Source organism: Terrisphaera buseokensis (assembly GCF_047521145.2).
Classification (GTDB): Bacteria; Verrucomicrobiota; Verrucomicrobiia; order Opitutales; family Opitutaceae; genus ER46.
Map to the genome: position 1 here is coordinate 7144888 of NZ_CM134186.1, position 24390 is coordinate 7169277.

A 24390-nucleotide genomic window follows, 5' to 3' on the forward strand; every position below is an offset into this window, starting at 1 on the left:
TTCCCGGGGCCCAACTCCGCCCGCCGCCACCCGCACCGCATCACCGTCCACCGCCATCACCATGTCATCCGATTTTCAAACCATCGCCGCCCTCGCGGTCGTGGCCGTCACTGCGGTTTGGATGATCACCCGGGCCGTCGCCAAGCGGCGCAATCCCGGCTGTGGCGGCGGTTGCGCGTGCCCGACTCGGGAATTGAAACGCTGATTTCGTTCACCCACGCTCTGCGCTCCCCATGGAAGTCCTCATTCGCGATTCTGCCGAGATCGGTTGCGTGCTCGGCGCCAAAATCATTGCCAGCGTTGTGCGCGAAAAGCCCAACGCCGTCCTTGGGCTCGCCACGGGCCGCACACCTCTGCGGCTCTACCAGGAGTTGATTCGCCTGCACAAAAGCGAGGGCCTCGATTTCAGCCGCGTCACGACATTCAACCTCGATGAGTATGTCGGTCTGCCGCCGACCCACGAGCAGTCCTACCGGTATTTCATGCAGGAAAATCTGTTCCGGCATATCAACATCGACGTGAAGCGCACCCACGTCCCGAACGGCATCGCGGCTGACCTGCACGCGGAATGCCGCTCCTACGAAACGCGCATCACCGACGCCGGCGGCATCGATATCCAGCTGCTCGGTCTCGGCCGCAACGGCCACATCGGCTTCAACGAGCCCACCGGCTCGCTGCGCTCGCGCACCTGGATCAAGATTCTCTCCGAGCAGACACTGAAGGATAACAGCGAGGTGTTCGGTTCGATCGACGCCATGCCGAAGCACGCCATCACGATGGGCATCGGCACCATCCTCGACGCCCGGCGCTGCCTCCTTCTTGCCTTTGGTCCGTCCAAAGTGCGCGCCGTCGAACATATGATCGAGGGCCCGCTCTCCGCCATCTGCCCGGGCTCGGCGCTGCAACTGCATCCCCGCGCCACGGTCATCCTCGACGAAACGTCCGCCGCCGGCCTGCACTACGCCGACCACTACCGCTGGATCGACAAGCACAAGTTCGAGTGGCAGCGCCACGGTTGACCGATCGCGGCGGTCAGACCGTCGCGGTCACTGCCACCGGCCGCCGCGCAATGGGCAGCACGGCCAGCGCCGCCAGCAAACACAGCGCGCCCGCCCCGATGAACGCGGGCGCATAGCTGCCGAAGGTCGTGCGCAACGCTCCCGCCGTAAAGGCCGCGAACGCCGCGCCGACTTGGTGCGACGCCACCACCCAGCCGAAAACGATGCTGGCCTTCTCGCGGCCGAACACCTCCGCCGTCAACCGCACCGTCGGCGGCACCGTTGCGATCCAGTCGAGTCCGTAGAACACCGCGAAGAGTCCAAGCCCGGCCACCGGACCGACGAGCGCCTGCGGCAGAAACAACAGCGACAGGCCGCGCAGGCCGTAGTATCCAAAGAGCAGGTACCGACAGTTGTAGCGGTCGCTCAGCCACCCCGAGGCCGTCGTGCCGACGAGGTCGAAGAGTCCCATCAAGGCGAGCAGTCCGGCGGTCCGCACTTCGGGAATGCCGCAGTCAAACGCCGCCGGGATCAGGTGTGTGCCGATCAATCCATTGGTGCTCGCGCCACAGACAAAGAAGGATCCAGCGAGCAGCCAGAAGTCGCGGACTTTCACCGCCTCCACCAGCACGGCCACGGCCCGCGCCGCCGGGTTTCCCGGCTGGATACCCGCTCCCATTTTCATGGCATCCGGCGCGCCCTCCTCACCATAGGGTCGCCGGCCCACGTCGCGGGGATCATCGCGCATCAGCAACCAGATCACCGGCATCACCGCCGCCGTCGCCAGCGCCACGATCAGCGGCGCCGCCCGCCAGCCGCGCTCCGACACTGCGGTCGCAAGCGAAGGCAGAAACACCAGCTGTCCCGTCGCCGTGCTCGCCGTCAGCACACCCATGACCAAGCCGCGCCTCGACGTGAACCAGCGATTCGCCACCGCCGCCCCGAGCACCGTCGCCGCCATGCCGGAGCCCGCGCCCACCACGCCGCCCCACAGCACGACAAACTGCCAGTACTGCGTCGCACCCATCGACAACCCATAGCCCGCGCTGATCAATCCCAGCGCCACCGTCATCGAACGCCGGAGTCCAAAACGCTGATACAGCGCCGCGGCAAACGGACCAATCAAGCCGTACAGAAAAATGTTGATCGACACGATCGATGACACCGTGGCCCGGCTCCATTGAAATTCATTGCCGAACGGCAGCAGCATCACTCCCGGCGCAGCCCGCGCTCCCGCCGCCACCAACAGCGTGGCGAAGGTCACCGCCGCCACGATCCAGGCGTAGTGCAGACGTGACGTCGAAAGCGGTGACGGAGCGGACATGGGTGAAGTCCCGAAACTGATCACGCCGACGCCCGCCGCAAGCCGCTGCGCCCGCAGCAAGCGGAAATTTCGCCCGGCACAGCTGGAGTCACCACAAACTCCGTGCCTTCGCTTTGCGCCGAACAGAAGAGCACGCTGGCCTATCAGAGACGCGCCGTTACAAACGATCCCCGTTCCGTCTGCAGGTACCTAGCGGACGATCCCTCCTGTTCTTCGCTGACATTTTCATGCAAACCCCGATCCGTTCCAGCCTCACCACGGTTGTACTCCTCACGCTGCTCACGCAGTCGCTTTCGGCCCAGACGGTCGCGCCGGCCCCGCGCCCAACCGTGCCGCTGCCCGATGAAACGATCACGCTGTCACCCTTCGTGGTCGAGGAATCCGAAGACCGCGGCTATGCCGCCACGTCCACCCTGGCCGGCACGCGTCTGCGCACCGACCTGCGCGACGTAGGTGCCGCGATCTCCGTCGTCACCGCGCAATTCATGGCGGACACCGCGTCGACCAACGTCCGTGATCTGCTCGTCTACACCACCAACACCGAGGCCGGCGGCTTCGAGGGTAACTTCTCCGGCGTCGACACCGGCAATCGTTTTTCCAGCGCCGAGAGCACGCTGCAGAATCCACAAAACTCGACGCGCGTGCGCGGTCTCGCCGGCGCCGATCTCACGCGGGATTTCTTTCTGACGAACATCCCGATGGATTCGTACAACACCGAGCGCGTCGACATCTCGCGCGGCGCCAACGCCATTCTCTTCGGCCTCGGCAGTCCCGCCGGCATCATCAACAACCAGCTGAAGTCCGCGAACCTCAACAAAAACGCCTACTCGTTTCAGCAAACCTGGGGCCGCTTCGATTCGCACCGCGAAATCCTCGACGTAAACCAGTCGATCGCGAAAGGCATCCTCGGCGTCCGCGTCATCGGCTTGAACAAGTCGGACAAATACCGGCAGAAGCCCGCATACGAGGATGATCGCCGCATCTACACGTCCATCAAATGGGAGCCGCGCCTGATCAAGACCGGCCTCACCCAGTTCCAAGTGAACTACGAAGGCGGCAAGACGACGTCGAACCGCCCGCGACCGACGCCCCCGCAGGACGGTCTCACCGCGTGGTACAGCGTGTTGAACAAAGTAGCCATCGATCCGACCGTCCCGACGTCCGTCACGAACAATCCCTTTCTCTTCGCGCATCTCGGCGCCCCGGGCCGCTGGTTTGGCCAGATCGGTGCCGTGTTCACCGATCCCGCGAGCGCCACGCAGGGCGGCAACGGCGTGCCACCCTTCATGATCAGTCGCGGCGGCGTGCCCTTCACGTCGATGTACGCCGTCGGAGCCTACGCCGCGCAGGGCAACAATCCGAATTTCTTTCTGAACCAGCAATTCGCACCCGCGGGCCAGGCCTTCGCCGGGCTCTGGCGCTACCAGGAGCTCCGCGATCCCTCCACCTTCAACTTCTACGACACGCTGCTCGACGGCCCCAACAAGCGCGAAGCGTCCGATTTCCGCGCGCTCAACGCGACCTTCCGCCAGACGTTCTTCCGCGATCTCGTCGGCTTCGAACTCGCCTACGATCGGCAGACGCACAACCGCGACAACTTCGGCATGTTCGGCTTCGACGCCTACACGCTGTTCGTGGACATCAACAGCAAGCTCGTCGACGGCGCACCCAATCCGAACTTCGGCCGCCCCTACGTCGCGTCCGACTCGATCGGCAACAACTTCGTCGAATCCAAGCGCGAGGCCAAACGCGCCACGGTCTACGCGACACTCGATCTGCGCAAGAAGGACGGCCTGCTCCGCCACCTCGGCCGCCACACGTTCACGGGCACGTACACGGATCAGGAAAGCAGCAGCTTCAACCGCAGCATCAATGGCTACTCGTACGGTCTCGAGGCCAACGTCTACGCCAACAACCCGACCGCAACCACGTATCCGGCGTATGCGGCCGTGCACTACCTCGGCGGATCGATTGCCGGCCTGAACTCGCCCGCAGGCGCCAACATCGCCGGCATCACTGCCGTGCACACGCCGCAGGCTAGCGGCACCGCGCTGCTCTTTGACGCCCGCACCAACCAGATGGTCCGCGTGCCCGTGACGACCATCAGCGCCAGCGAACGCGACATCAGCAAACTCTACTCCGGCGCCTCGAAAAACCTGAACACCACCAAGAGCAAGTCCGCGGTCTGGCAGGGCTACCTTTTTTCCGACAAACTGGTCGGTCTCGTCGGCTGGCGTGAGGATGAATTCGATCTGCGCGACGCCGGCCCCGCGCGTCTCGCCTCCGTCACCGGCGAAACCGATCCGTACAATCCCGCGTGGACGCTCCCCGCCACCCCGACGATCTACGCCAAGGACTCCACTCTGAGCTGGAGCGGCGTGCTGCACGCCCCCGGCTTCGTGAAACGCTGGCTGCCCCGCGGCACGGACTTCAGCGTATCCTACAACCAAGCACAGAACTTCCGGCCATCGTCGACGATTGCCGATGTCTACGGCCGCCCGTTCAGTCCTCCTTCCGGCAAGACCAAGGACACCGGCATCACTATCTCCGCGCTCGACCAGAAGTTCGTCCTCCGCGTCAACCGCTACCGCACGACGCAGGCGAACGACAGCGCAACGTTCTACAACACCTTCTGGCCCGGCAACGACGTCGTCCGCGCCATGAACGGCATGCGCCAGTCGAACGTCAGCGAAGTCGTGATCAACAAATGGTTCGGCTTCAGCCCGAACGATCCCCGCTACCTGCCGCTGCGCGCCGGCCTGACCAACCCCGCCCAAGCCGCCAATCTCAACCCGGCACTCACGGCGGCCGAGACGACCTTCCGCAACACGTGGTTCACGCAACGCACGCGCGAGGAGTGGCTGCGGCCCGTGGATCCGTTGCTCGCCTCCAGTTGGAATTTCACGCAGGCGGCCAACGGCGGCACGTGGAGCGCCACCCGCCCGCCCAATGTTGGCAACGTCGCCGACACCGTCTCCGAAGGCTGGGAGTTCGAAGGGACGTTTAACCCGACGAAGTCGTGGCGCATCACGTACAACGCCGCGATGCAGGAGGCCCGAAAGTCCAATGTCGGCGCCGACTTCACCGAGTTCATCAAGAAGAACCTGCCGCTCTGGACCGACGGCAACGGCCGCCTCGCGACGAACATTCGCGACATGGAAGGACTCGAGGACATCACGTACTTCAATTCCTTCGGCACATCCCAACTCGGGAATCTCGCGATCCTCAACATGTACGTGCCCTACCTGAACGCCCTCGCGGCCAACGGATCGCCCGTGCAGGAACTGCGGCGGTGGCGTTTCAATGTCGTCACCAATTACGATTTCCGTTCCGGCAAACTGAAAGGCTGGAGCGTCGGTGGCGCCGCCCGCTGGCAGGACAAGGTCGCGATCGGCTTCCCCGCGAAGCAGAACGAAGCCGGCGCCTGGGTTTACGATGTATCCAAGCCCTACTACGGGAGCGACGAAATCAACTACGACTTCTGGCTCCGTTACGGCCGGAAGATTTTCAACGACAAGATCGGCTGGCGTGTGCAGCTCAACGTACGCGACATCTTCGGCGGCGAAGATCTGATTGCCGTCTCCGCCCAGCCCAACGGCCAGGTCGCCAGCGCGCGCATCCCACAGCCCAACAAATGGACGATCACGAACACGTTTGAGTTCTGAGTAAGTCCACGACGGAGACCCGCTCAACCGGAGATCGCGGCCCACGCCGCGACTCCGGTTTTTTGTTACATCCGGCGGCTTGATAACAACTCGTGAAATCCACGCGCCGCCCGAAAAAACTGGCGATACCCAGCCATGTTTCTGTGAATGACCGCATGATTTCACAGGGCGGAATCGCCCGGCTTGCCACCGCCGCGAAACCGGATCGCAACAAAATCCTCAACGCCGCCGCCACGGATCTGCATGGTGGAATCACCGCGGGAGCCCCGGTTCTCGTCATCCTCGCCGCCGGCAAGGGCACCCGCTTCGGCCAGGCGCCGAAATGCATCCAGCTGGTGCACGGCACGCCGCTCGCGCGGCACTCGGTCGAAGCCTTTCGCCGCTTCTCACCCTCACCGGTGATCTGCCTCGTCGGCTATCGCCACGACGAAGTCGCTGCCGCTCTCGGTGCCGACAACATCTACGTCCGCTCCGACAATCCCGCGGGCGGCACGGCCTTCGCCGCGTTCGAGGCGTTCAGTGTTCCAGGCCTCGTCGAAGCGAATCCACTCCTCGTGATCACGATGGGAGATCGGATCGTCACTCCTTCCGTCTACCGGCGTCTCTGCGAAACCCATCGCGCCGGCCGACGCGAGGCCGACCTCACGATGCTCACGGCGGAATACGAAGCGCCGAAGAATCAGGGCAAAGGCCGCGTCGTCCGCGGTCCGAACGGTCGGGTCACGACCATCATCGAGCAGCGCGACATCGAGGCCGTGAACGACGCCACCACCCGGCACCAGCTGCAGGAACTGACGGAGGGCAACTGCCCGCTGTACGTGATTCGAGCCGCCGCGCTGCATCGTCACCTGCAGGCGCTCACCAACGCCAACGCGCAGGAACAATATTATCTCACCGACATCGTCGCAGCCATCCACGCGGAGACCGGTGACATCCGGACCGTGACCATCACGGTGGCGGATCCTGAATACGACCTGCTGTGCTCGGACGTCACGCGCCCGACCGATCTCGCGTTGTTGGAAAGCGTCGTGGCCTCGTCCGATCAGATTCTGTTTTCCGGCGGCTCGGATGTTGAAACCGCCGCGCGCGCCATCATCGCCGACCGACCCGCCGTCCAGGTCGCAGCCATCACGCGCCAGATCGAGGAGCTCGTCGCCGCCGCGACGAATGAGAAACTCGGCTTCAAGCCCGATCAGCCCGTCTCGCTCGGCATCTCCGGCGGCCGTTTCCGAATCGCGTTCATGCACCCGGACATGGGCCGCTTCTTCGGTCCCGCGTGGCAGATGCCGATCGGCGCGGGCAGCGCAGAGGGCGATGAACAGATCGTGTTGCTCACGCAGAGCGCGGGCGACCAGCAGATCCATCTGTTTCCCACCAATCCGAAGTTTCGCGAGAACGTGAATTCGGTCGGGACCGACACCTCGCTGATGTATCCGGGCGCGGAGATCTCGGACTGGAACACCTACGAGGAATTCGGCACCCGCATGAGCGAAAGCCTGCTGCTCGCGCTCGGCTATTTCACCGACGAGGAACTCCAGCACCGTCGCGACAAGGGCCAACCGCTCCCGCCCGCGACGCTGTGGGTCACGAGCAACATGCGCCGGCCGTTCTCGCTCGTCGGCAATGCGATCGCTTCGCTGCGCACGCTGCGCAAGGGCCGGCTCGGTGCCGAAGTGCAGCTGCATCTGGGTCGCGACGGCTTCCAAGGCCTGCGCATCGTGACCACGGGCAACGTGCCGAAGGGCGGGTTCTCGAGTTCATCGGCGGTCACCGTCGCCACGAAGAACGCGATCAACGCGCTGTTCGGTCTCGGCATCCCGCCGGATTTGCTCGTGCACCTGGCGTGTCAGGCGGAATACGGCACAGGGGTGCGCGCCGGCTCGCTCGATCAGGCCACCGAGCAGAAGGGTCGCGCGGAGTGCGGCACGCTCATCTCTTCCAACCCACGGGAGAATTTCCGGATCATCGGCACGTATCCGGTTCCCGCGGACAGGTTCCAGGTCATCTTTCCCTACAGCATCGAGCGGGATCGCGAGGCATGGAAATGGTCGTGGGGCGCGTACGCCGAGAATTCCGCGTCCGCCGCTCCCACCACGGGGGAAATGCGCAAGCTCACCGGCAAGGCCGCGGAAATCGCGGCGCTGCTCATCCGGCTTCCCCTCGAAACCGATTTCTTCAAGTGCATCGAGGACGACCTCGTGCAGGACGGCGCCCTCAACCTGGAAAGCCGGAGCTGGATTGCGGGCGTGCTGCGCCAGCTGCCGCTGCTCGCCACGCGCGAGGAGCTGCGCCAGAAGCTGGCCGACAACCGCGCGTGGTATCTCGCCCAGCTGATCGAGAGCACCGGACTCGACGCGCAGGCCGCCACGCAGAAGGCCGATGCCACGCTCGCGTCGTTATTCACCGGCTGGCGTGATCCCCTGCTGCGCCGGACTACGCCGGAGGGAAAGGTCGTCGAGGAAACCGGCGTGCCGCTCCGGGCCATCGTGGGTTACTTGTTCGCCGAGGTGGCGCGGAATTTTCATCTCATTCACCATCCCGAGGAATGGATCGCCTCCGTCACGTGGTCGCAGCGTGGCGATAGATCGGTCGACATCGATCCCGCGCGCCTGCCGGACCAGGCCACGCTCGAATCGCCGCTCGAGTGGGAACGCGGGCTCTCCGGTCCCGCGCTGCTGGATCGCTGGCTGGAGAAAGTGGGGGCCACTCCCTTCGATTACCAACGCGGCCTCGGCGACGCGTCGCTGACCGCGGCCACGCCGCCGGATTTTCACCGGTTCCAAGGGGCGAGTTTCTTCCGCGGTCTCGCGTTGATCGATTTCACCGAAGCTATGCTGAAGCGAGCGTTTGGCGGCGAGGCCGTGGCCGTGCGCGTCAACGCCGCGGGGCAGGGCGATTTCTTCCAGGTGCACGTGGACACACAGAAAGCCGCGGCGGCCGACGTGAAACAGTTTCTCCGCGCCGCCTTCTATCGCCGCTTCGGCCTCGCGCCGGAACCCGACTTCGTGGAAATCCACCCCGGCGGCGGTGCCGTGGGCGTCAGGTTGCATCGCTACGACACCATCGATCAGCTGCTGCAACGCCTCAAACGCGCGGCGAAACCGTAGGCGGCGTTTTCGTCGCGACCGGGCCACGTTTGCGATTGTTCGCGGACAACGGGCGCTCCATCGTGGCCGTTTACCGCGCCACGCCTTTCGCCTGTGACACCCTCCCTCAGAGAAAAAGTCGGCCAGCTGCTCATGGTGGGATTCCGCGGCTGCCGTCCGTCCGAGTGCGGTTCGATCGCCCGCGACATCCGCGAGCACCATCTCGGCGGCATTATTCTCTTCGACCAGGAAATGGCCGACCGCTCGCTCCCGCGCCGCAACATCGAGTCACCGGACCAGGTGCGCGAACTCGTCCGCCACCTCCAGGCACAGGCCGCTATCCCGCTACTGACCGCCATCGATCAGGAGGGCGGTCGCGTGAACCGGCTGAAGCCGGTGTACGGTTTTCCGGAAAGTTTTTCGCACGAGGAACTGGGCCGCGTCGATGACGCCGCGGAAACCTACCGGCACTCCGAGGTCATTGCGCAGACGCTCTCGGCGCTCGGTCTGAATCTGAATCTGGCTCCCGTCGTCGATCTCGACGCCCACCCGGACAATCCGATCATCAAGGGCAAGGGTCGTTCCTTCTCGAGCGATCCCGAGGTGGTGGCGCGTCACGCCGCGGAGTTCGTGCGGGCCCATCGCGCCCATCACGTGATGACCTGTGCGAAACACTTTCCCGGCCACGGCAGCGCCACCGCCGACACGCATCTGGGCCTGGTCGACGTCACCCAGACCTGGCGCGAGCGGGAGCTGATTCCGTTTCAGCGGCTGATCGCGGACGGGCTGTGCGACATGATCATGAGCGCGCATGTTTTCAATGGGCGCCTCGATCCCCGGCGGCCCGCGACCCTCTCCAAGGAAGTCATCACCGGTCTCCTGCGGGGCCGGCTGGGATTCAACGGCGTGGTGTGCAGCGACGACATGGAGATGAAGGCGATTTCCAGCCAGTATGGACTGGAGAACAGCGTGCCGGACGCGATCGCCGCGGGCGTCGACGTGCTCTGCTTCGGCAACAACCTGAGTTACGATCCCACCATCGCCGGGAAGGCCTGTGACATCCTCGTTCGCGCCGTCGAATCCGGCCGGGTCCTGCCGCGACGGATCGATGAATCGTACGATCGGGTCGTCGCCCTGAAGCGCAAGGCGGGCTTGGTCTCCTGATCGTGGATACCGCTCCGAACGCGACCACCCGCAGCGCCTGGGCGTGGATTCCGTCGCTGTATTTCGCGCAGGGCATCCCGTACGTCGTCGTCATGACGATGGCGGTCATCCTCTACAAGCGACTGGGCATCTCCAACGCGGACATCGCGCTCTATACGAGCTGGCTGTACCTCCCGTGGGTCATCAAGCCGCTGTGGAGTCCCATCGTGGAACTGCTCGGCACCAAGCGCCAGTGGATCGTCGTGATGCAGCTGCTCGTCGGCGCCGCGCTGGGCTGTGTCGCCCTGACCATTCCCGGGCCGGCATTTTTCAAGGTCACGCTCGGTCTCTTCTGGCTGCTCGCATTCGCCTCGGCGACACACGACATCGCCGCCGACGGATTCTACATGCTCGCGTTGAACAAGCATGATCAGGCGTGGTTTGTCGGCGTGCGCAGCACGTTCTACCGACTGGCGATGATCGCCGGGCAGGGCGTTCTGATCATGCTCGCGGGCGCGATAGAAACGCGCACCGGTCTGCCCGCGTTGGAGTTGCCCCTCCACGCCGTGCCTGGCGCGACGACAACGCCGGCCGCTGATCCCTCCGCGCTTCCAACCACCACTGGCGGCGGCCCGATTCGCCTCGTCAGCACACCGTCCTCGCTGACGCTCGACCCGAAACCGGCCACAACGGGCGAGGTGACCGATCTGGTGAACCGCGCCCGCGCCTGGAATCAGGCGGCCGGACTGGTTCCGCAGCCCACCGCGAAATCCTCCGCCGGCGCCAGCGGCGGCTCCGCGGTCGAACCGTCGTGGTGGAGCCGCACCGTGTCTGGCCCGCTCGAGCGGCAACTGCGCACCCGCTTCGGTGCCAAGGGGGCCGGAGGCAACAGGTCTGACCTCGCCGGTCAGGCGGGCGTCTTCCTCGTCGCGCTGTCCGCCGCGCCGGAGAAGGACGTCGTGGTCAACCTCAACCGCGACTCCGGCGACAAGGGCGTGAAGCTGCTCGAGGGTGAACGCTTCGTCTTCACGCCGTCCAACTGGAACAAGCCCATGATGGTCGTCGTGCAGCTCGACGTGAAGAACTCCGCCGCGACGGAAGCCCGCTTCGTCGCACGCGCCGGCAACATCCCGCTCGCCTGGTCGATCACGTTTTACACGCTCGGCGGGCTCTTCCTCGCGTTCTGTCTCCACCACCGGTTGTTCCTGCCCAAACCTGCGGCCGACACGCCGCCGGCGGCCGGACCGGGCCGTAATCCGATCGCTGACTTCTTCGGTACGTTCGGATCGTTTTTCCGGAAGCCATACATTCTGCGGTCCCTCGCCTTCCTGCTGCTCTATCGTTTCGCCGAGGCGCAGTTGGTGAAGATCGCGTCGCTATTCCTGCTCGACGGGCGAGAAGCAGGCGGGCTCGGCCTGTCAACGAGCGCCGTGGGCTTTGTCTACGGGACCGTCGGCGTGGTGGCGCTCACCTTGGGCGGACTGCTCGGCGGCTTCCTCGCGGCGCGGAACGGACTCAAGTACTGGCTGCCGACCATGGTGGCGGCGATCAACGTCCCCAACCTTGTCTACGTTTATCTGGCCTACGCCGCTCCCGATCAGTTCGTGATCGTGAATGTGTGCGTCGCCATCGAGCAATTCGGCTACGGTTTTGGCTTCGCCGCGTACATGATCTACATGCTTTACGTGGCGCAGGGTGAGCACCAGACCGCCCACTATGCGATTTGCACCGGCTTCATGGCGCTCGGCATGATGATTCCCGGGATGTTCACCGGCTGGGTCCAGGAGATCATCGGTTACCAGCACTTCTTCGTCTGGGTCATGATCGCGACCATTCCCGGCTTCATCGTCACCGCGCTGATCCGGCCGGATCCGGCGTTCGGAAAAAAGACTCCAGCGGCCGCAGCCTAGCGAAAGGCCGCCCGCGAATGACGCGAATCGGGGCGAATTTCGGCAGAACTTAACCGCGGATCGCGTCGAAAAGGCAGATAAGGGAATTCACCGCGTTATCAGCCCAACTCGCGGGCAACGGGCCCTACCGTTCACGTCCGGCCAGTCGCGTTCCGGATCACGGACGGCTCGCACTCATACCAATCGCTCCTTGCTTTTGGACTTCTGGATCGATCGTGGCTACGAGCGCCAGCGAGTGGTCGTTCGGCCACTCGCTGGCGCTCGTAGCCACGGCTAAAGTCCAAAGGCAAAGGGCGATTGGTATCAATAGAGCAGATACTTTTCCCGCTCCTTCCGAAACTTGTCCTCGCCCGCCCTCCACGCGGCCACGATCGCGGCCGCGGACTTGCCGGACTGCAGCGCGAGTCGCGTGGCGTCGGTGCCGTTCACCTTGTCGAACATGTCGAACTTCTTGTTCGCCTTCGGCGCCTCGGCAAACACGTCGCGGCCCGACACGGCCTTGAAGGCCTCGAGCGCATAGTAATTGATCGCCGTCAGTGGCGCACGCGCCGGATCGGTGAAGTGCAATTGCACACCGCCGATGACCTCGTCCTTGAACGCCGCGTAGTACGGCTTGTAGGTCAGCGGCCGGAAATGCACGCCGGGCAGGCCGTAGGCGTTGAGCCGTGCCGCCAGCGCCTGCGGGCTCACGTTGGGCGCCGCCACGGTTTGGAACGGCAGCGTATAACCGATGCCGATACTCACGCCGCCGATCTCGCCGAGCATCCCGGTCGCCACCTGGAACAACGGCGACTCACCGTGCGGCACATGCGGAGACGCCGGCACCCAGGGCAGATTGGTGTCGCTCCACACCATGGAGCGTTTCCAGCCGCGCATGGGCACGACGGTGAGCTTGCAGCGTTTCTTGATCCAGCCGCGGTCATTGATCATGCGCGCCAGTTCGCCGCACGTCAGGCCGTACACGTAGGGCACATCCCACTGGCTCACGAACGAACGAAACTTCTCAACCAGCATGGGCCCTTCCACCCGCAGACCGCCGAGTGGATTCGGGCGATCGAGTACGATGAATTCGACGCCAGCCTCGGCGCAGGCCTCCATCGCCAGACCCATCGTGCTGACAAATGTGTAGGACCTGCTGCCGGTGTCCTGCAGATCGTAGACCACGGCGTTGAGGCCCTTGAGCATCGCGGGCGTCGGCTTGCGCGTCGCGCCATAAAGCGAGTGGACCGGCAGGCCGGTGCGCGGATCGGTGCGGCTCTCGATCTTGTCGCCTGCTGGCACATCGCCGTAGATGCCGTGCTCCGGCCCGAACAGCGCCACGAGTTTGACGCCCGCCGCGGCGCGGAGAACGTCGATGGTCGACGTCAGGCGGTTATTCACACCGGACGGATTCGTGATCAGCCCGACGCGTTTGCCCGCCAGTTCCTTGAAGCCACCCGCGGCGAGGACTTCGTTGCCCAACATGATGCGCTGCTCGGCCCCGCGTGCCATGAACCCAGCCAGCGCCAGCAGGAACCAAACACCGGCGAAAAGACGGGGCAGGGGAGAACACATGCGCCCACTATCGGTCGCCGGCGCGGCGCGACGCCAGCGGAATTGGAACACCCCTGTACGGGCGTGGCTCGTCCACGCCCGCGGGCGCGCACGAGGTGCGCCCCTCCGCCCACCCAACGCGCCGCCGGCATTCGCGGTTGAGCCCACCCGGAGAATGCGATGGGGTGAGAGCCCGTTCCCTCCATGAGACTGTTCACCCGTTCGCTTCGCTGGGCTGTCGTGGCCTCCGGCCTCCTCGTTCTCGCCGGCTGCTTCCACCGCCCGCTCACCTTCGTGCCGCGCAAGGGTGACGAGATCATCGTGGCCGGGCAGTTGTTTCACACCGGCACCCGCATCGTCACGTGGATGGATCCGCGCGGCTACGATGGTTACCGCGTGGAACGCCGCTTCAGTCCGTGGGAGGAGAGCGGCTGGGAGAAGACGAAGGAGGCGGTGAAGGATTTGCGCACGCCCAACCGCTACAGTGTGCGGGCGGATCCGCTGACGCCCGAGGAACTGCAACGCGTACGCGGGGGCGGCTGGGATCTGCCGACACTCCGCAAAGTCGTCGATCAATTCGTGATGCACTACGACGTCGCGGGCATCAGCAAGCAGTGCTTCAAGATTCTCCACGACCTACGCGGGCTCAGCGTGCACTTCATGATCGATATCGACGGCACCATCTACCAGACGATGGATCTCAAGGAGCGGGCCTGGCACGCGACGTCCTCGAACACCCGCTCGGTTGGAATCGAGATCGCCAACATGGGCGCGTATCCGCCCGGCGCGCACAAGGCGCTCGATGACTGGTATGCCCGCGACGCTGATGGCCGCCCCTTCATCCGGGTCCCCGAGCGCCTCGGCGATCCGATGATCTACACCAAGGACTTCGTCGGCCGGCCCGCGCGACCGGACCTCGTGCGGGGCACGGTGCAGGGAACGGATCTGCTGCAGTACGATCTTACGCCGCAGCAATACGCCGCGCTCACGAAACTGACCGCCGCGCTCTGCAAGGTGTTTCCCAAGCTGACATGCGACTACCCGCGTGATGCCGACGGAAAACTCATCGTGAACAAACTGCCCGACGACGCGCTCAAGGCCTACAGCGGCGTCCTCGGCCATTTTCACATCCAAGCCAACAAGATCGATCCGGGCCCGGCCTTCGATTGGGACCGCGTGATCGGCGGGGCGCGTCGGTTGTTGAAACTGCCGGAACTCAAGCCGGGCGCGCCCGCGCCTTTGCCGCTACCGGTTCCTGCGCCGTCGGCGCCAACCGCCGATTGAACTCGGGCAGCACGATCAGATACCGGGACGCAGGTAAGGCGCGACAGGATTCTCCGGCAGCGCTTTGAGGCCCGTCAGCACACATGCGGCGTTGAACTCCCCCCAGCTGCGCTCGTGTGGGTGCGTTCGTCGGCAAAAAACGGATTCACCTTCTCCGGTCCGAGCTCGTCCTAACGGCGCGCGATGATTTCGTGCAAATCGACAAACGCGACGCCCTCCGCTTTCGCCACGGCCCGCGCCCAGTCAGCGTGGCTGTCGGCCACAAGGTGACGCCCGCCAACAGCCGCCGTTGTCGGACAGTACTATTTGTGCCGGCCAGCGAAGCGAGAACGTGATGACGCTATTCTTCGCTCGCCGACCCGGATTTTATTTAACGGCTTAACTGACCTTGCGCTTGTCCTGCGATCGGGCGCACTCAACGCCTGTGTCGCTCCCCGTCGGCGTCAACCGACACCACCCCTTACCCTCCGTACTCCTCATGCGTTTCATTGCCTGCCGGGCCCTTGCCCGGTGCTTCCTGCCCGGCATCGCCGTCGTTTTCTCTTCCCTCCCGCTGGGCGCACAAACCGCCGGGGCGCCGTCCACCATCGAGGGTCGGGTGCAACATCGCGTCACGGGTGACTCGCTCAATAACGCCCGCGTGGCCATCAAGGGCACGAACCTCGTCACGCAGACCGACGAGAGCGGCACGTACCGCCTCACCAACGTCCCGCCCGGTGCGGCCACGCTGCGCGTCTTCTTCACCGGTCTCGACGAAGCGGAGGCGCTCGTCACGGCAGTCTCCGGCCAGACGATCCAACAGGACTTCAAGCTCACCAGCCGCGCGCGGTTCGGCGACAGCGGCACCGTGATGCTCGACGCCTTCAAGGTCCAATCCACGCGTGAGACCGACGCCGCCGCAATCGCGGTCAACGAACAACGCATGGCGCTCGGCCAGAAGAGCGTCGTGAGCGCGGATCAGTTCGGCACCATTCCCGACAGCAATCCCGGTGAATTGATGAAGTGGCTGCCCGGGGTCAGCGTGGAATATTTTGCCAACAACATCACCGGCGTCAGCGTGCGCGGGCTCGACGCCGCGAGCACCGAGATCGCGTTCGACGGCATGCCCATCGCCTCCGCGTCCTCGACCGGCCGCGATCGCAACTTCGAGATGCTCGGATCGTCCGCCGCCGACATCGCCCGCGTCGAGGTGCGCAAGCTGCGCACGCCCGAGGACAGCGCGAACGCCCTCGGCGGTTCGATCAACCTCGTGCGCCGTTCCGCGTTCGAGGCCGACAAGCGCCGGCTCACCTACAACGTGTTGTTCACGACGGACGCCTCGGACTTTTCCTTCGGCGATCGTCCCGGCATCCGGGACTCGCGCATCAATGGCTGGAGGCCGAACTTCAAGCTCACGTGGACGGACCCGTTGTCCAAGACCTTTGGTTACGCCGTCACGCTCAGTCACAACGACGTGCTCGCCCGCGTGCACTGGTCGTCTCCCACCTGGAACTACGGCACGGCCGCGCAGGCCGCCTCAGCCGCGGCACGCGTTGCGGCGAACCAGCCCCTCACCACGGTCAGCGTCTACAATCCGCAACTCGGCACCGACCTGCTGCACGACAATCCGAAGCAGGACATCACGGACAGCGCCTCGATCAAATTCGACTGGCGACCGTTCCGGGAGCTGAAGATGTCGTACTCACTCAGCGGCAGCCGCTATCAGGAACGCGCAGGCGATGAAGTCCGTTTCACCTGGGCCACGGGCAACCAGGCCAACACCAATCTCAATTCCGTCCTCGGCGCACCGGGCACGAACGGCCTCACGGCCGACGGCAGCTACGCGACCTACGGCGGCCTCGGCGCCGGCACGATCCGCTACGATCTGCGCGAGGGCTGGCGCAACGGCATCAAGCCGGTGATCACGAATGCCATCGAGGGCGAGTGGCGCAAGGGCAACTGGACCGTGGCCGGCCGCGGCTCGTATTCAACCTCCAAGCACACGTTCAGCGACGTCGATGACGGCTTCTTCCAGAGCACGACGATGAACGGCAGCACGCTGCCCAACACCGGCATCGGCACCGGCTCGGCCAATCCCCGCGCCGTGACCGTCAATCTGCTGCAGCGCGACTACAAGATGTCGCACGACATCCGCGCCTATGCCCACACCGCGGGAGCCACGACCCCCGGGCCCGAGGTGAACTGGCAGGATCTGAACAACATCAATGTCGGCGGCGCCGTTTCCCGCCAGGCGCGCACGCGAGAAAGCATCGCGGCGACGCGGCTCTGGGCGAAGCACAGTTTCCGCACGCGCAATCCCTTCAACGTGCGGCTCGGTTTCGACTACAACGATCAGTTTCGGAACGTGCAGGCTTACGACGCGCGACTGTGGACGTTCGTCGGTCGCGATGGCGTGGCCGGCACCGCGGACGACAACGCGGCCCAGATTGCCGCAGTCAATGTCACGCCGTCCCGCGACACCTATTACGGCGCGCCCGCGGTGCCGCGCATCAGCCTGCGCCGGCTCTACGACTTGTACAAAGCGAACCCGACGTGGTTCCAGTATCGCGACGCGGAGTCGCACCGTTTCTCCACCACGGAGCCGTACCAGATCGACGAGCAGACCACGGCGGGATTCCTCGAGTTCACCGGCGCGTTCTTCCGGAATCGTCTGAGCTACATCGGCGGCGTGCGCTATGAGAAGGCCGAGGCCAGTGGTCGCGGCGTCCTCGATCGCGGCACGCGCGCCGTCGCGGGCATCACCGATCCGGTGCAAGCCGCCATTCAGCGCTACGTGCGCAAGGGGGCGAGCGGCGAGGGTGGCAACGACGGCTGGTTTCCGAGTCTGCAGCTCAACTACAACCTGACCGAGAACCTGATTCTCCGCACCGGGTATGCGAAGACGCAGGCGAAGAACCGTTTTGGCCGCTCGGTGATTCCAAGTTCCACGCTCGATCTGAATCCCGTCACCACGGGCACGTATGCCGGCATCGCGCAGGGCACGGTCAACCGGCCCAATCCGAATCTCCAGCCGTGGACGGCCGACAACTTCGAGACGCATCTCGAATACTACAGCCGGCAGGGTGGCGTCATCAGCGCGGGCGCGTTTCGCAAGAACATCGAGAACGTCCAGGTCCAGCGTAACATCCTGCTCGATACGCGCGAGAAGCTCGACCTGCTCGATCTCGAGCCGACGTTTCTCAATTTCCAATCGACGACGTGGATCAATGACGGCGTTGGCCGCATCGACGGCGCGGAATTTGAAGTGCGCCAGCTGCTGAATCCGTTCGTGCCCGAGTTCGCGCGCGGGTTCACGTTCACCGGCAGCTTCAACTACAACAATCTCTCGAAGTTCAATTATGCCGGCGGCAACATCGGCACCGATTTCCAGAACTTCTACCAGCGGCAGATCAAAGCGTCGGTGGCGTTTCGCCGGGGCAAGTTCAGCGGCAACATCGGCGTGATCGAGAACGGGAAGGTGTATCGCCAGCGCGATGACGCCGCGGGCTTCGAGGGTCACCGTTACTATCCGGCGTACACCACGGTTGATTTCGGCGCCGAGTACGGCGTGACGCGCTGGGCGAAGCTCTTCGTGTCGGGGCGCAACATCACCGACGCCCAGAAGCTCCGCCGGCGCGACGTCCAGAACGCGCCCGAGTGGAGCACGTTTCACATCGCGAACAACTTGGGCGTCACGTACACCGCCGGCATCACCGGCTCATTCTGAGCAGAGCGAAACGGCCAAAGAAAAAGGGCCCGCCGAAGCGAGCCCTTGGAAGGGAGGGGATCCGAAGCGCGGCGGCCGCGCTTACTTGATCTCGAGCTGCGGGCGCGTGGGCTCCGGCCAGTCGATGTGGTAGAACTTGCCACGGGGCTGATCGGTGCGCTCGTAGGTGTGCGCGCCGAAGTAGTCGCGCTGGCCCTGCAGCAGGTTCGCCGGCAGGCGGGCCGAGCGGTAACTGTCGTAGTAGGCGAGGGCGGATGAGAACGTCGGCGAGGCGACGCCACACTCGGCGGCGAGCGCGACGACCTTGCGCCAGTTCTCCTGCGCCTTCTGCACGGTCTTGTTGAAATACGGATCGAGCAGGAGATTCGCGAGGTCGGGCTTGCGCGCGTAGGCCTCGGTGATCTTCTGCAGGAACACGGCGCGAATGATGCAACCGCCCCGCCAGATCTGCGCGATCTCGCCGAAGTTGAGCTTCCACTTGTATTCCTTCTGCGCCTCGCGCATCAGCTGAAAACCCTGCGCGTACGAGCAGATCTTCGAGCAGTAGAGGGCGTCGTGAATCGCGGCGATGAGGGCCTTCTTGGAGCCGCGGTACTTCTTTTTCGGCCCCTTCAGGATCTTAGAGGCGGCGACTCGTTCTTCCTTCACCGCGCTGATGCAGCGGGCGAAGACCGACTCGGCGATCGTCGGGGCGGGTACGCCCATATCGAGCGCGTTGACGGAGGTCCATTTGCCCGTGCCCTTCTGGCCGGCGGTGTCGAGGACGATGTCGACGAAGGCCTTCTTGGACATCGGGTCCTTCTGCTTCAGGATGTCGGCGGTGATTTCGATCAGGAAGCTGCCGAGCATGCCGGCGTTCCACTCGGAAAAGATGTCGCCCATTTCCTTCGCCTTCAGGCCGAGCAGACCCTGCATCAGCGCGTAGGCCTCACAGATCATCTGCATGTCGCCGTACTCGATCCCGTTGTGGACCATCTTCACGTAGTGGCCCGCGCCGTTCTCGCCGATGTAGGTGGCGCACGGGACGCCGCCGACGATCGGTTTGCCGGGGGCGGCACCGGTGAGCGGACGGCCGGTCTTTGCGTCGACCTTGGCGGCGACGGCGTTCCAGATGGGCTCGAGTTCCTTGTAGGCCGCGGGATCGCCGCCGGGCATGAGGGCCGGGCCGAAACGCGCGCCTTCTTCACCGCCGGAGACGCCGGAGCCGATGAAGCGCAGGCCTTTTTCGCGGAGGGTTTTTTCGCGACGGATCGTGTCGGTCCACAGCGCATTGCCGCCGTCGATGATGATGTCGTTCTTCTCGAAGAGCGGCACGAGGCTGTCGATGACGGCGTCGGTCGCCTTGCCCGCCTGCACGAGGATGATCACCTTGCGCGGCTTGGCGAGGGACTGGACGAACTCCTCCAGCGTCTTGGCGCCGATGAGGCCGCCGGGAGTGTTCGGGTTTTCGGCGACGAACTTCTCCGTTTTCTCAGTCGTTCGGTTGTACACCGAGATCTGGAAGCCGTGATCGGCGATATTGAGGGCAAGGTTCTGACCCATTACGGCGAGCCCGATGAGTCCGATGTCGGAATGCGTTTTTGCCATGGAGGAAAAGAGGACGGCGAGCTTCAGCCGAACCGCTTGGAAAACCAACCCCATTCTGACTTCGCGCCCCAAAAAGGCGCCGGTCCGTCAGACCCGCCGCTCGGTCAGCGTCCGCCGGGTGCGGCGATCTTGCCCTTGCTCGGGAAATAATTGGCCAGCCAGTTCACGACGGGCGTCGCCCACTTGGGTTCGTTGCGCTCGTAGATCCAATTGAAGCCGACGAACGACACCACGAGAACGATGATCACGCCCAGGACGACCTTGTTAATCTTGGCGATCTTGCGGAGCACGGCCACCAGCACGATGAGGCCGAGGATGCCGATGCCGAGCTTGGTCCAGAATTCGGCCGGGATCTCGTGGAGGCGTTCCGACACGCTGGGGCTGGCCGCGGCGGCGAGGAAGGTCATGGGCGCGATGAAATGCGAATTGCGGCCGACTTCGAGCCGGAATCGGGCGTGGGATTGCCTGGGATGGATCGGTGGGACCGCGACCGCCCTCGGTCGCTGCAATCGGATGCGACCGAGGGCGGTCGCGGTCCCAGACATTCAACCGTCCCAGGCGATCCCTTGTCCCACCCGGACCACGGGCCCCGAGCCGTCAATGTGACGGCGACGCCGTGCCGTGCTCGCCGCGCGTGGCGCAGTTGATCCACGCGGTGGTGCCGCTGGCGTAGTGCTCTTTCTTCCAAATCGGCAGACGAGCCTTGGCTTCGTCGATGATGTAGCGGCACGCGTCGAACGCCGCGCCGCGATGTTCCGCGGTCACGCCCACCCACACGGCGAGTTCACCCAACTGCAGGTGACCGACGCGATGCACGGCCCTCGCGGCCACGATCTCAAACTTCGCGCGCGCCTCGGCCAGGATGCGTTCGCCCTCGGACTCGGCCAGCGGGGCGTACGCCTCGTACTCGAGCGCGTGGACCGCCTGGCCCTCGTTGCGCACGCGCACCCAGCCTTCGAACGTCACGCACGCGCCGGCGCGCGCATCGTCGAGCGTCGCCTGCAACGCGGCCACATCGACGGCCTGGGCGGAGATTTTAAACATGGCGGCAGTCGGTCGCGATTCAACCGCCCGCCACCGGCGGGATGAACACCACGCGATCGCCCTCGCGCAAGGGCGTCGTAGCGTCGACGAACGTATCGTTCACCGCGGCGCGAATGCGATCGCCGGTCAGGGTGAACGCGTGCCGCGCACGCAGTTCGTCGTAGAGCGCGGCGGGCGTGGCAGCCAACGTCTTCAGGGTTTCCTGCGCGAGTCCGCGCTGTTCGCGGAGGATGGCAAAGTACTGGATGTGCAGCGTGAGCATCGGCGGGCAGGCGTTACGATGCGCGATAATCGCTCTTGCCGCCGGTTTTTTCCAGCAGCCGGACCTCTTTGATCACGATCCCGTGGCTCACGGCCTTGGCCATGTCGTAAATGGTCAGCGCGGCGATGCTCGCGCCCGTCATCGCTTCCATTTCCACGCCCGTCTTCGCATGAACCTCAACGCGGCAGTGAATCGCGATCTCGCCGCGCGCGACATCGGGGACGACTTCGATCTGGCAGTCGTCGAGCGCGAGCGGATGGCAGAGCGGGATGAGTTCGCCCGTTTTTTTTGCGCCCATCACGCCAGCGATGATCGCGGTCTGAAAAATCGGGCCCTTCTTCGTCGCGATTTCACCGTCGCGCAGCAGTCCCGCCAGCGCGTCCGGCAGCGTCACGATCGCCACCGCGTGCGCGCGACGCCGGGTCACGGGCTTGTCGCCCACGTTGACCATCGAGGGCCGGTTCTGCGCGTCGAGATGCGAAAACATGCGCTGACTCTCGGCGCGGACGGCACGCGGCTCAACTCCGATTACACCCACGGCCAGAACGGCACCACGGTGCCCGCGGGAAACGTCTGCGGGCCGGCCGGCAGCTCCACGAAACCATCGGTCCCGAGCAGGCCGGCAAAATCGCCCGACGTGTTGGTCGGATCCGGCATCGCGCGCAGTTCCGCGCGTTCGCCGCTCGCGAGCCGCACCGGCAGGAAATGCGCAAGCGCCGGCTTGATCGTGACCGCGCTGCCCAGCGCCACGGGCCGCAGCGGCGCCGCGCCCTGGCCACTCGCGTAAGCGAGGGCGGGCAGGACGTAACGGTGCAGGCAGGTGTAGGCGGACACGGGATTTCCCGGCAGCGCAAAAACGGGCGTCTGTCTCGCGCTCACGCCGAACCAGAAGGGTTTGCCCGGGCGTTGCGCGACGCCGTGAAAGATCTTCCGCACGCCCTGGCGATCGAGTTCCTCGGGGAGAAAATCGAATTTCCCCTTCGAGACGCCGCCCGAGATCACCATCACGTCGAATTCGGCGAGGATGTGCCAGAGCAGGTGCTCGATCTCATGCCGCACATCGCGCAGGTGAAACCGCGCGACCTGCGGGTAACCCGCCGTCATCAGCGCCGCCCGGAGCGCGTGATCGTTGCTGCGGCGGACTTGATGCGTCGCCACCGCCGCCTCGACTTCCACGAGCTCGTCGCCCGTGGCCACCACGGCGATCCTCGGGAGCTGACTGACGACCAGGTTGCCGTAACCACAGGCGGCCGCGACCGCGATGTCACGACCGCCAAGTCGTGTGCCCGGCCGCACCATGACTTCGCCCGCCGCGTGATCGCTGCCGCGACGATGCACGGCATGACCCGCCGTAAACGTTGCCGCCGCCTCGCTCACCGTGACGAGCATGCCGTCGCGTTTCGTCTCCTCGTACGGGATCACGCAATCCGCGCCCTCGGCCATCACCGCCCCCGTCATCACCTCGACGCACGCGTCGGCTCCGGCGCCGACCTTGAACGCCCGCATGCCCGCGGCCTGGAGGCCCGTCACGCGCAGCACCCGCGTCCCGCCCGCGAGTGACGCCGCGCGCGTCGCAAACCCGTCCATCGTCACACGGTCGAACGGCGGCAGATCGCGATCCGCGCGGATTTCCGTGCGCAGGACGCGACCGTGCGCGGCGGTCAGCGGACAGTCTTCCCGATGGAAGAGCGCAACGTTTTCAAGGATCAGCCTTTGAGCCTCGGCGGGGGTAAGCATTTATCCGTAAAACAAAGCACAGCCGGCATCCCGAGCGCACGGAGAAACTGGCAAAAAGTCCGGCGCTGTGTCCACTGTCGGGCGCGTGCCCACCGCTTCCGTCCAGGACCAGTTTCTGCGCCCCCTCCGCGATCTGCGGATCTCGGTCACGGACCGATGCAATTTCCGCTGCCCGTATTGCATGCCCAAGGAGATCTTCGGCCCGGGCCACGCGTTCCTGCGCGATCCCCAGCTGATGACGCTCCCCGAGCTCACGCGCATCGTGCGGGCGTTTCGCGCGCTGGGCGTGGAGAAGGTGCGCCTGACGGGCGGCGAGCCGTTGCTGCGCGCCGACGTGCCCGATCTCGTCCGCGCACTGAAGGAACTCGGCATCCGGGACGTCGCGCTCACCACCAACGGTTGGCTGCTGGAGAAACTCGCGCCGGCGCTCCGGGCCGCAGGTCTGGATCGGGTCAACGTGTCGGTCGACTCCCTCGATGACACCACCGCGGGCCGCCTCAACGGCCTTGGTTTCAACGTCTCCCGCGTGCTGCGCGGCATCGATGCGGCCGCAGGGCTCGGCCTGCCGGTGAAGATCAACTGCGTCGTGCAACGCGGGGTGAACGACGCGGAGCTGCCTGCACTGTGCGAGTACTTTCGGGCGCGCGGCCATGCGCTGCGTTTCATCGAGTTCATGGACGTCGGCAACACCAACCACTGGGCGCGCGAGCGCGTCGTGCCCGCGCGCGAGATCGTCGAACGCATTGGCGCCCTCTGGCCGCTGGAGCCGATTGGTCCCGCGTATCGCGGCGAAGTGGCGGCGCGCTATCGCTACCGCGACGGCCGCGGTGAGATCGGCCTGATCAGTTCCGTGACGGAGCCGTTCTGCCGTGACTGCCACCGGGCGCGGTTGTCGGCCGACGGCAAACTCTACACCTGCCTCTTTGCCTCGCTGGGCTGGGATGTGCTCGGCGCCGCGCGCGCGCCCGGTTCCACGGACGCGGAGCTCGAACACTTCCTGCGCCGGATCTGGCAGGGCCGCATGGATCGCTATAGCGACGAACGGGCGGAAGTCCTGGCCAGCGGCGAAGCCCGCGCGAAGGTTGAGATGAGTTACATCGGTGGATAGTCC

Annotated in this window: 17 protein-coding genes; 9 read left to right on the plus strand and 8 right to left on the minus strand. The window is 65.0% G+C overall.

Annotated features, from left to right (window positions below):
- Positions 1-61: 61 nt before the first annotated feature.
- Entirely contained in the window at positions 62-205 is a 144-nt protein-coding gene (locus ACLJEU_RS26875; protein ID WP_414662424.1) for a FeoB-associated Cys-rich membrane protein, read from the plus strand.
- 28 nt (positions 206-233) lie between these two features.
- The gene (gene nagB / locus ACLJEU_RS26880; protein ID WP_414662425.1) at positions 234-1019 is read left to right on the plus strand and encodes a glucosamine-6-phosphate deaminase; all 786 of its coding nucleotides are present in this window, start codon (positions 234-236) and stop codon (positions 1017-1019) included.
- 13 nt (positions 1020-1032) lie between these two features.
- Here the strand turns inward: nagB and ACLJEU_RS26885 are convergent, their stop codons facing one another.
- The gene (locus ACLJEU_RS26885; protein WP_414662426.1) at positions 1033-2322 is read right to left on the minus strand and encodes an MFS transporter; all 1290 of its coding nucleotides are present in this window, start codon (positions 2320-2322) and stop codon (positions 1033-1035) included.
- A gap of 227 nt (positions 2323-2549) precedes the next feature.
- Here ACLJEU_RS26885 and ACLJEU_RS26890 point away from each other — a divergent pair, with 227 nt between their 5' ends.
- From ACLJEU_RS26890 to ACLJEU_RS26905, 4 genes are all read left to right on the plus strand, one after another.
- Positions 2550-5987, plus strand: a complete 3438-nt coding sequence (locus ACLJEU_RS26890; RefSeq protein WP_414662427.1) for a TonB-dependent receptor plug domain-containing protein — start codon at positions 2550-2552, stop codon at positions 5985-5987.
- A gap of 155 nt (positions 5988-6142) precedes the next feature.
- The gene (locus ACLJEU_RS26895; protein ID WP_414662428.1) at positions 6143-9094 is read left to right on the plus strand and encodes an NTP transferase domain-containing protein; all 2952 of its coding nucleotides are present in this window, start codon (positions 6143-6145) and stop codon (positions 9092-9094) included.
- A 93-nt stretch (positions 9095-9187) separates the two neighbouring features.
- Entirely contained in the window at positions 9188-10237 is a 1050-nt protein-coding gene (locus ACLJEU_RS26900; RefSeq protein ID WP_414662429.1) for a glycoside hydrolase family 3 protein, read from the plus strand.
- Positions 10238-10239: 2 nt separating this feature from the next.
- Complete coding sequence (locus ACLJEU_RS26905) at positions 10240-12126, plus strand: MFS transporter (protein WP_414662430.1); 1887 nt, start codon at positions 10240-10242, stop codon at positions 12124-12126.
- Between the two features lie 303 nt (positions 12127-12429).
- Here the strand turns inward: ACLJEU_RS26905 and ACLJEU_RS26910 are convergent, their stop codons facing one another.
- Complete coding sequence (locus tag ACLJEU_RS26910; protein ID WP_414662431.1) at positions 12430-13680, minus strand: exo-beta-N-acetylmuramidase NamZ family protein; 1251 nt, start codon at positions 13678-13680, stop codon at positions 12430-12432.
- Positions 13681-13863: 183 nt separating this feature from the next.
- Between ACLJEU_RS26910 and ACLJEU_RS26915 the strand changes: the two genes are divergently transcribed.
- Together ACLJEU_RS26915 and ACLJEU_RS26920 are read left to right on the plus strand one after the other, a co-directional pair.
- The gene (locus ACLJEU_RS26915) at positions 13864-14943 is read left to right on the plus strand and encodes an N-acetylmuramoyl-L-alanine amidase (RefSeq protein WP_414662432.1); all 1080 of its coding nucleotides are present in this window, start codon (positions 13864-13866) and stop codon (positions 14941-14943) included.
- A 478-nt stretch (positions 14944-15421) separates the two neighbouring features.
- Positions 15422-18649, plus strand: a complete 3228-nt coding sequence (locus tag ACLJEU_RS26920) for a TonB-dependent receptor domain-containing protein (protein WP_414662433.1) — start codon at positions 15422-15424, stop codon at positions 18647-18649.
- A gap of 81 nt (positions 18650-18730) precedes the next feature.
- Here the strand turns inward: ACLJEU_RS26920 and gndA are convergent, their stop codons facing one another.
- From gndA to ACLJEU_RS26950, 6 genes are all read right to left on the minus strand, one after another.
- Entirely contained in the window at positions 18731-20236 is a 1506-nt protein-coding gene (gene gndA / locus ACLJEU_RS26925; protein ID WP_414662434.1) for an NADP-dependent phosphogluconate dehydrogenase, read from the minus strand.
- A gap of 104 nt (positions 20237-20340) precedes the next feature.
- Complete coding sequence (locus tag ACLJEU_RS26930; RefSeq protein ID WP_414662435.1) at positions 20341-20643, minus strand: hypothetical protein; 303 nt, start codon at positions 20641-20643, stop codon at positions 20341-20343.
- 190 nt (positions 20644-20833) lie between these two features.
- Positions 20834-21280: a molybdenum cofactor biosynthesis protein MoaE gene (locus ACLJEU_RS26935; RefSeq protein WP_414662436.1), complete on the minus strand. Its 447-nt coding sequence runs from the start codon at positions 21278-21280 to the stop codon at positions 20834-20836.
- Between the two features lie 19 nt (positions 21281-21299).
- Positions 21300-21542 (minus strand): MoaD/ThiS family protein, encoded by a 243-nt coding sequence (locus ACLJEU_RS26940; protein ID WP_414662437.1) that lies wholly within the window; start codon positions 21540-21542, stop codon positions 21300-21302.
- 13 nt (positions 21543-21555) lie between these two features.
- Positions 21556-22029, minus strand: coding sequence for a cyclic pyranopterin monophosphate synthase MoaC (gene moaC / locus ACLJEU_RS26945; protein ID WP_414662438.1), 474 nt, complete (start codon positions 22027-22029; stop codon positions 21556-21558).
- A 41-nt stretch (positions 22030-22070) separates the two neighbouring features.
- A complete protein-coding gene (locus ACLJEU_RS26950; protein WP_414662439.1) occupies positions 22071-23279 on the minus strand; it encodes a molybdopterin molybdotransferase MoeA in 1209 nt (402 codons plus the stop codon).
- 67 nt (positions 23280-23346) lie between these two features.
- Here ACLJEU_RS26950 and moaA point away from each other — a divergent pair, with 67 nt between their 5' ends.
- Positions 23347-24387, plus strand: a complete 1041-nt coding sequence (gene moaA, locus ACLJEU_RS26955; protein WP_414662440.1) for a GTP 3',8-cyclase MoaA — start codon at positions 23347-23349, stop codon at positions 24385-24387.
- Positions 24388-24390: the final 3 nt, after the last annotated feature.

What these genes read in the sequence shown, in the direction of transcription:
- ACLJEU_RS26910 (WP_414662431.1), bottom strand. Translation starts at nt 13,680, where the DNA reads ATGTGTTCTCCCCTGCCCCGTCTTTTCGCCGGTGTTTGGTTCCTGCTG.
- gndA (WP_414662434.1), bottom strand. Translation starts at nt 20,236, where the DNA reads ATGGCAAAAACGCATTCCGACATCGGACTCATCGGGCTCGCCGTAATG.
- ACLJEU_RS26895 (WP_414662428.1), top strand. Translation starts at nt 6,143, where the DNA reads ATGATTTCACAGGGCGGAATCGCCCGGCTTGCCACCGCCGCGAAACCG.
- ACLJEU_RS26920 (WP_414662433.1), top strand. Translation starts at nt 15,422, where the DNA reads ATGCGTTTCATTGCCTGCCGGGCCCTTGCCCGGTGCTTCCTGCCCGGC.
- ACLJEU_RS26915 (WP_414662432.1), top strand. Translation starts at nt 13,864, where the DNA reads ATGAGACTGTTCACCCGTTCGCTTCGCTGGGCTGTCGTGGCCTCCGGC.
- ACLJEU_RS26950 (WP_414662439.1), bottom strand. Translation starts at nt 23,279, where the DNA reads ATGCTTACCCCCGCCGAGGCTCAAAGGCTGATCCTTGAAAACGTTGCG.
- ACLJEU_RS26885 (WP_414662426.1), bottom strand. Translation starts at nt 2,322, where the DNA reads ATGTCCGCTCCGTCACCGCTTTCGACGTCACGTCTGCACTACGCCTGG.
- ACLJEU_RS26935 (WP_414662436.1), bottom strand. Translation starts at nt 21,280, where the DNA reads ATGTTTAAAATCTCCGCCCAGGCCGTCGATGTGGCCGCGTTGCAGGCG.
- ACLJEU_RS26940 (WP_414662437.1), bottom strand. Translation starts at nt 21,542, where the DNA reads ATGCTCACGCTGCACATCCAGTACTTTGCCATCCTCCGCGAACAGCGC.
- ACLJEU_RS26930 (WP_414662435.1), bottom strand. Translation starts at nt 20,643, where the DNA reads ATGACCTTCCTCGCCGCCGCGGCCAGCCCCAGCGTGTCGGAACGCCTC.
- ACLJEU_RS26875 (WP_414662424.1), top strand. Translation starts at nt 62, where the DNA reads ATGTCATCCGATTTTCAAACCATCGCCGCCCTCGCGGTCGTGGCCGTC.
- ACLJEU_RS26890 (WP_414662427.1), top strand. Translation starts at nt 2,550, where the DNA reads ATGCAAACCCCGATCCGTTCCAGCCTCACCACGGTTGTACTCCTCACG.
- moaC (WP_414662438.1), bottom strand. Translation starts at nt 22,029, where the DNA reads ATGTTTTCGCATCTCGACGCGCAGAACCGGCCCTCGATGGTCAACGTG.
- nagB (WP_414662425.1), top strand. Translation starts at nt 234, where the DNA reads ATGGAAGTCCTCATTCGCGATTCTGCCGAGATCGGTTGCGTGCTCGGC.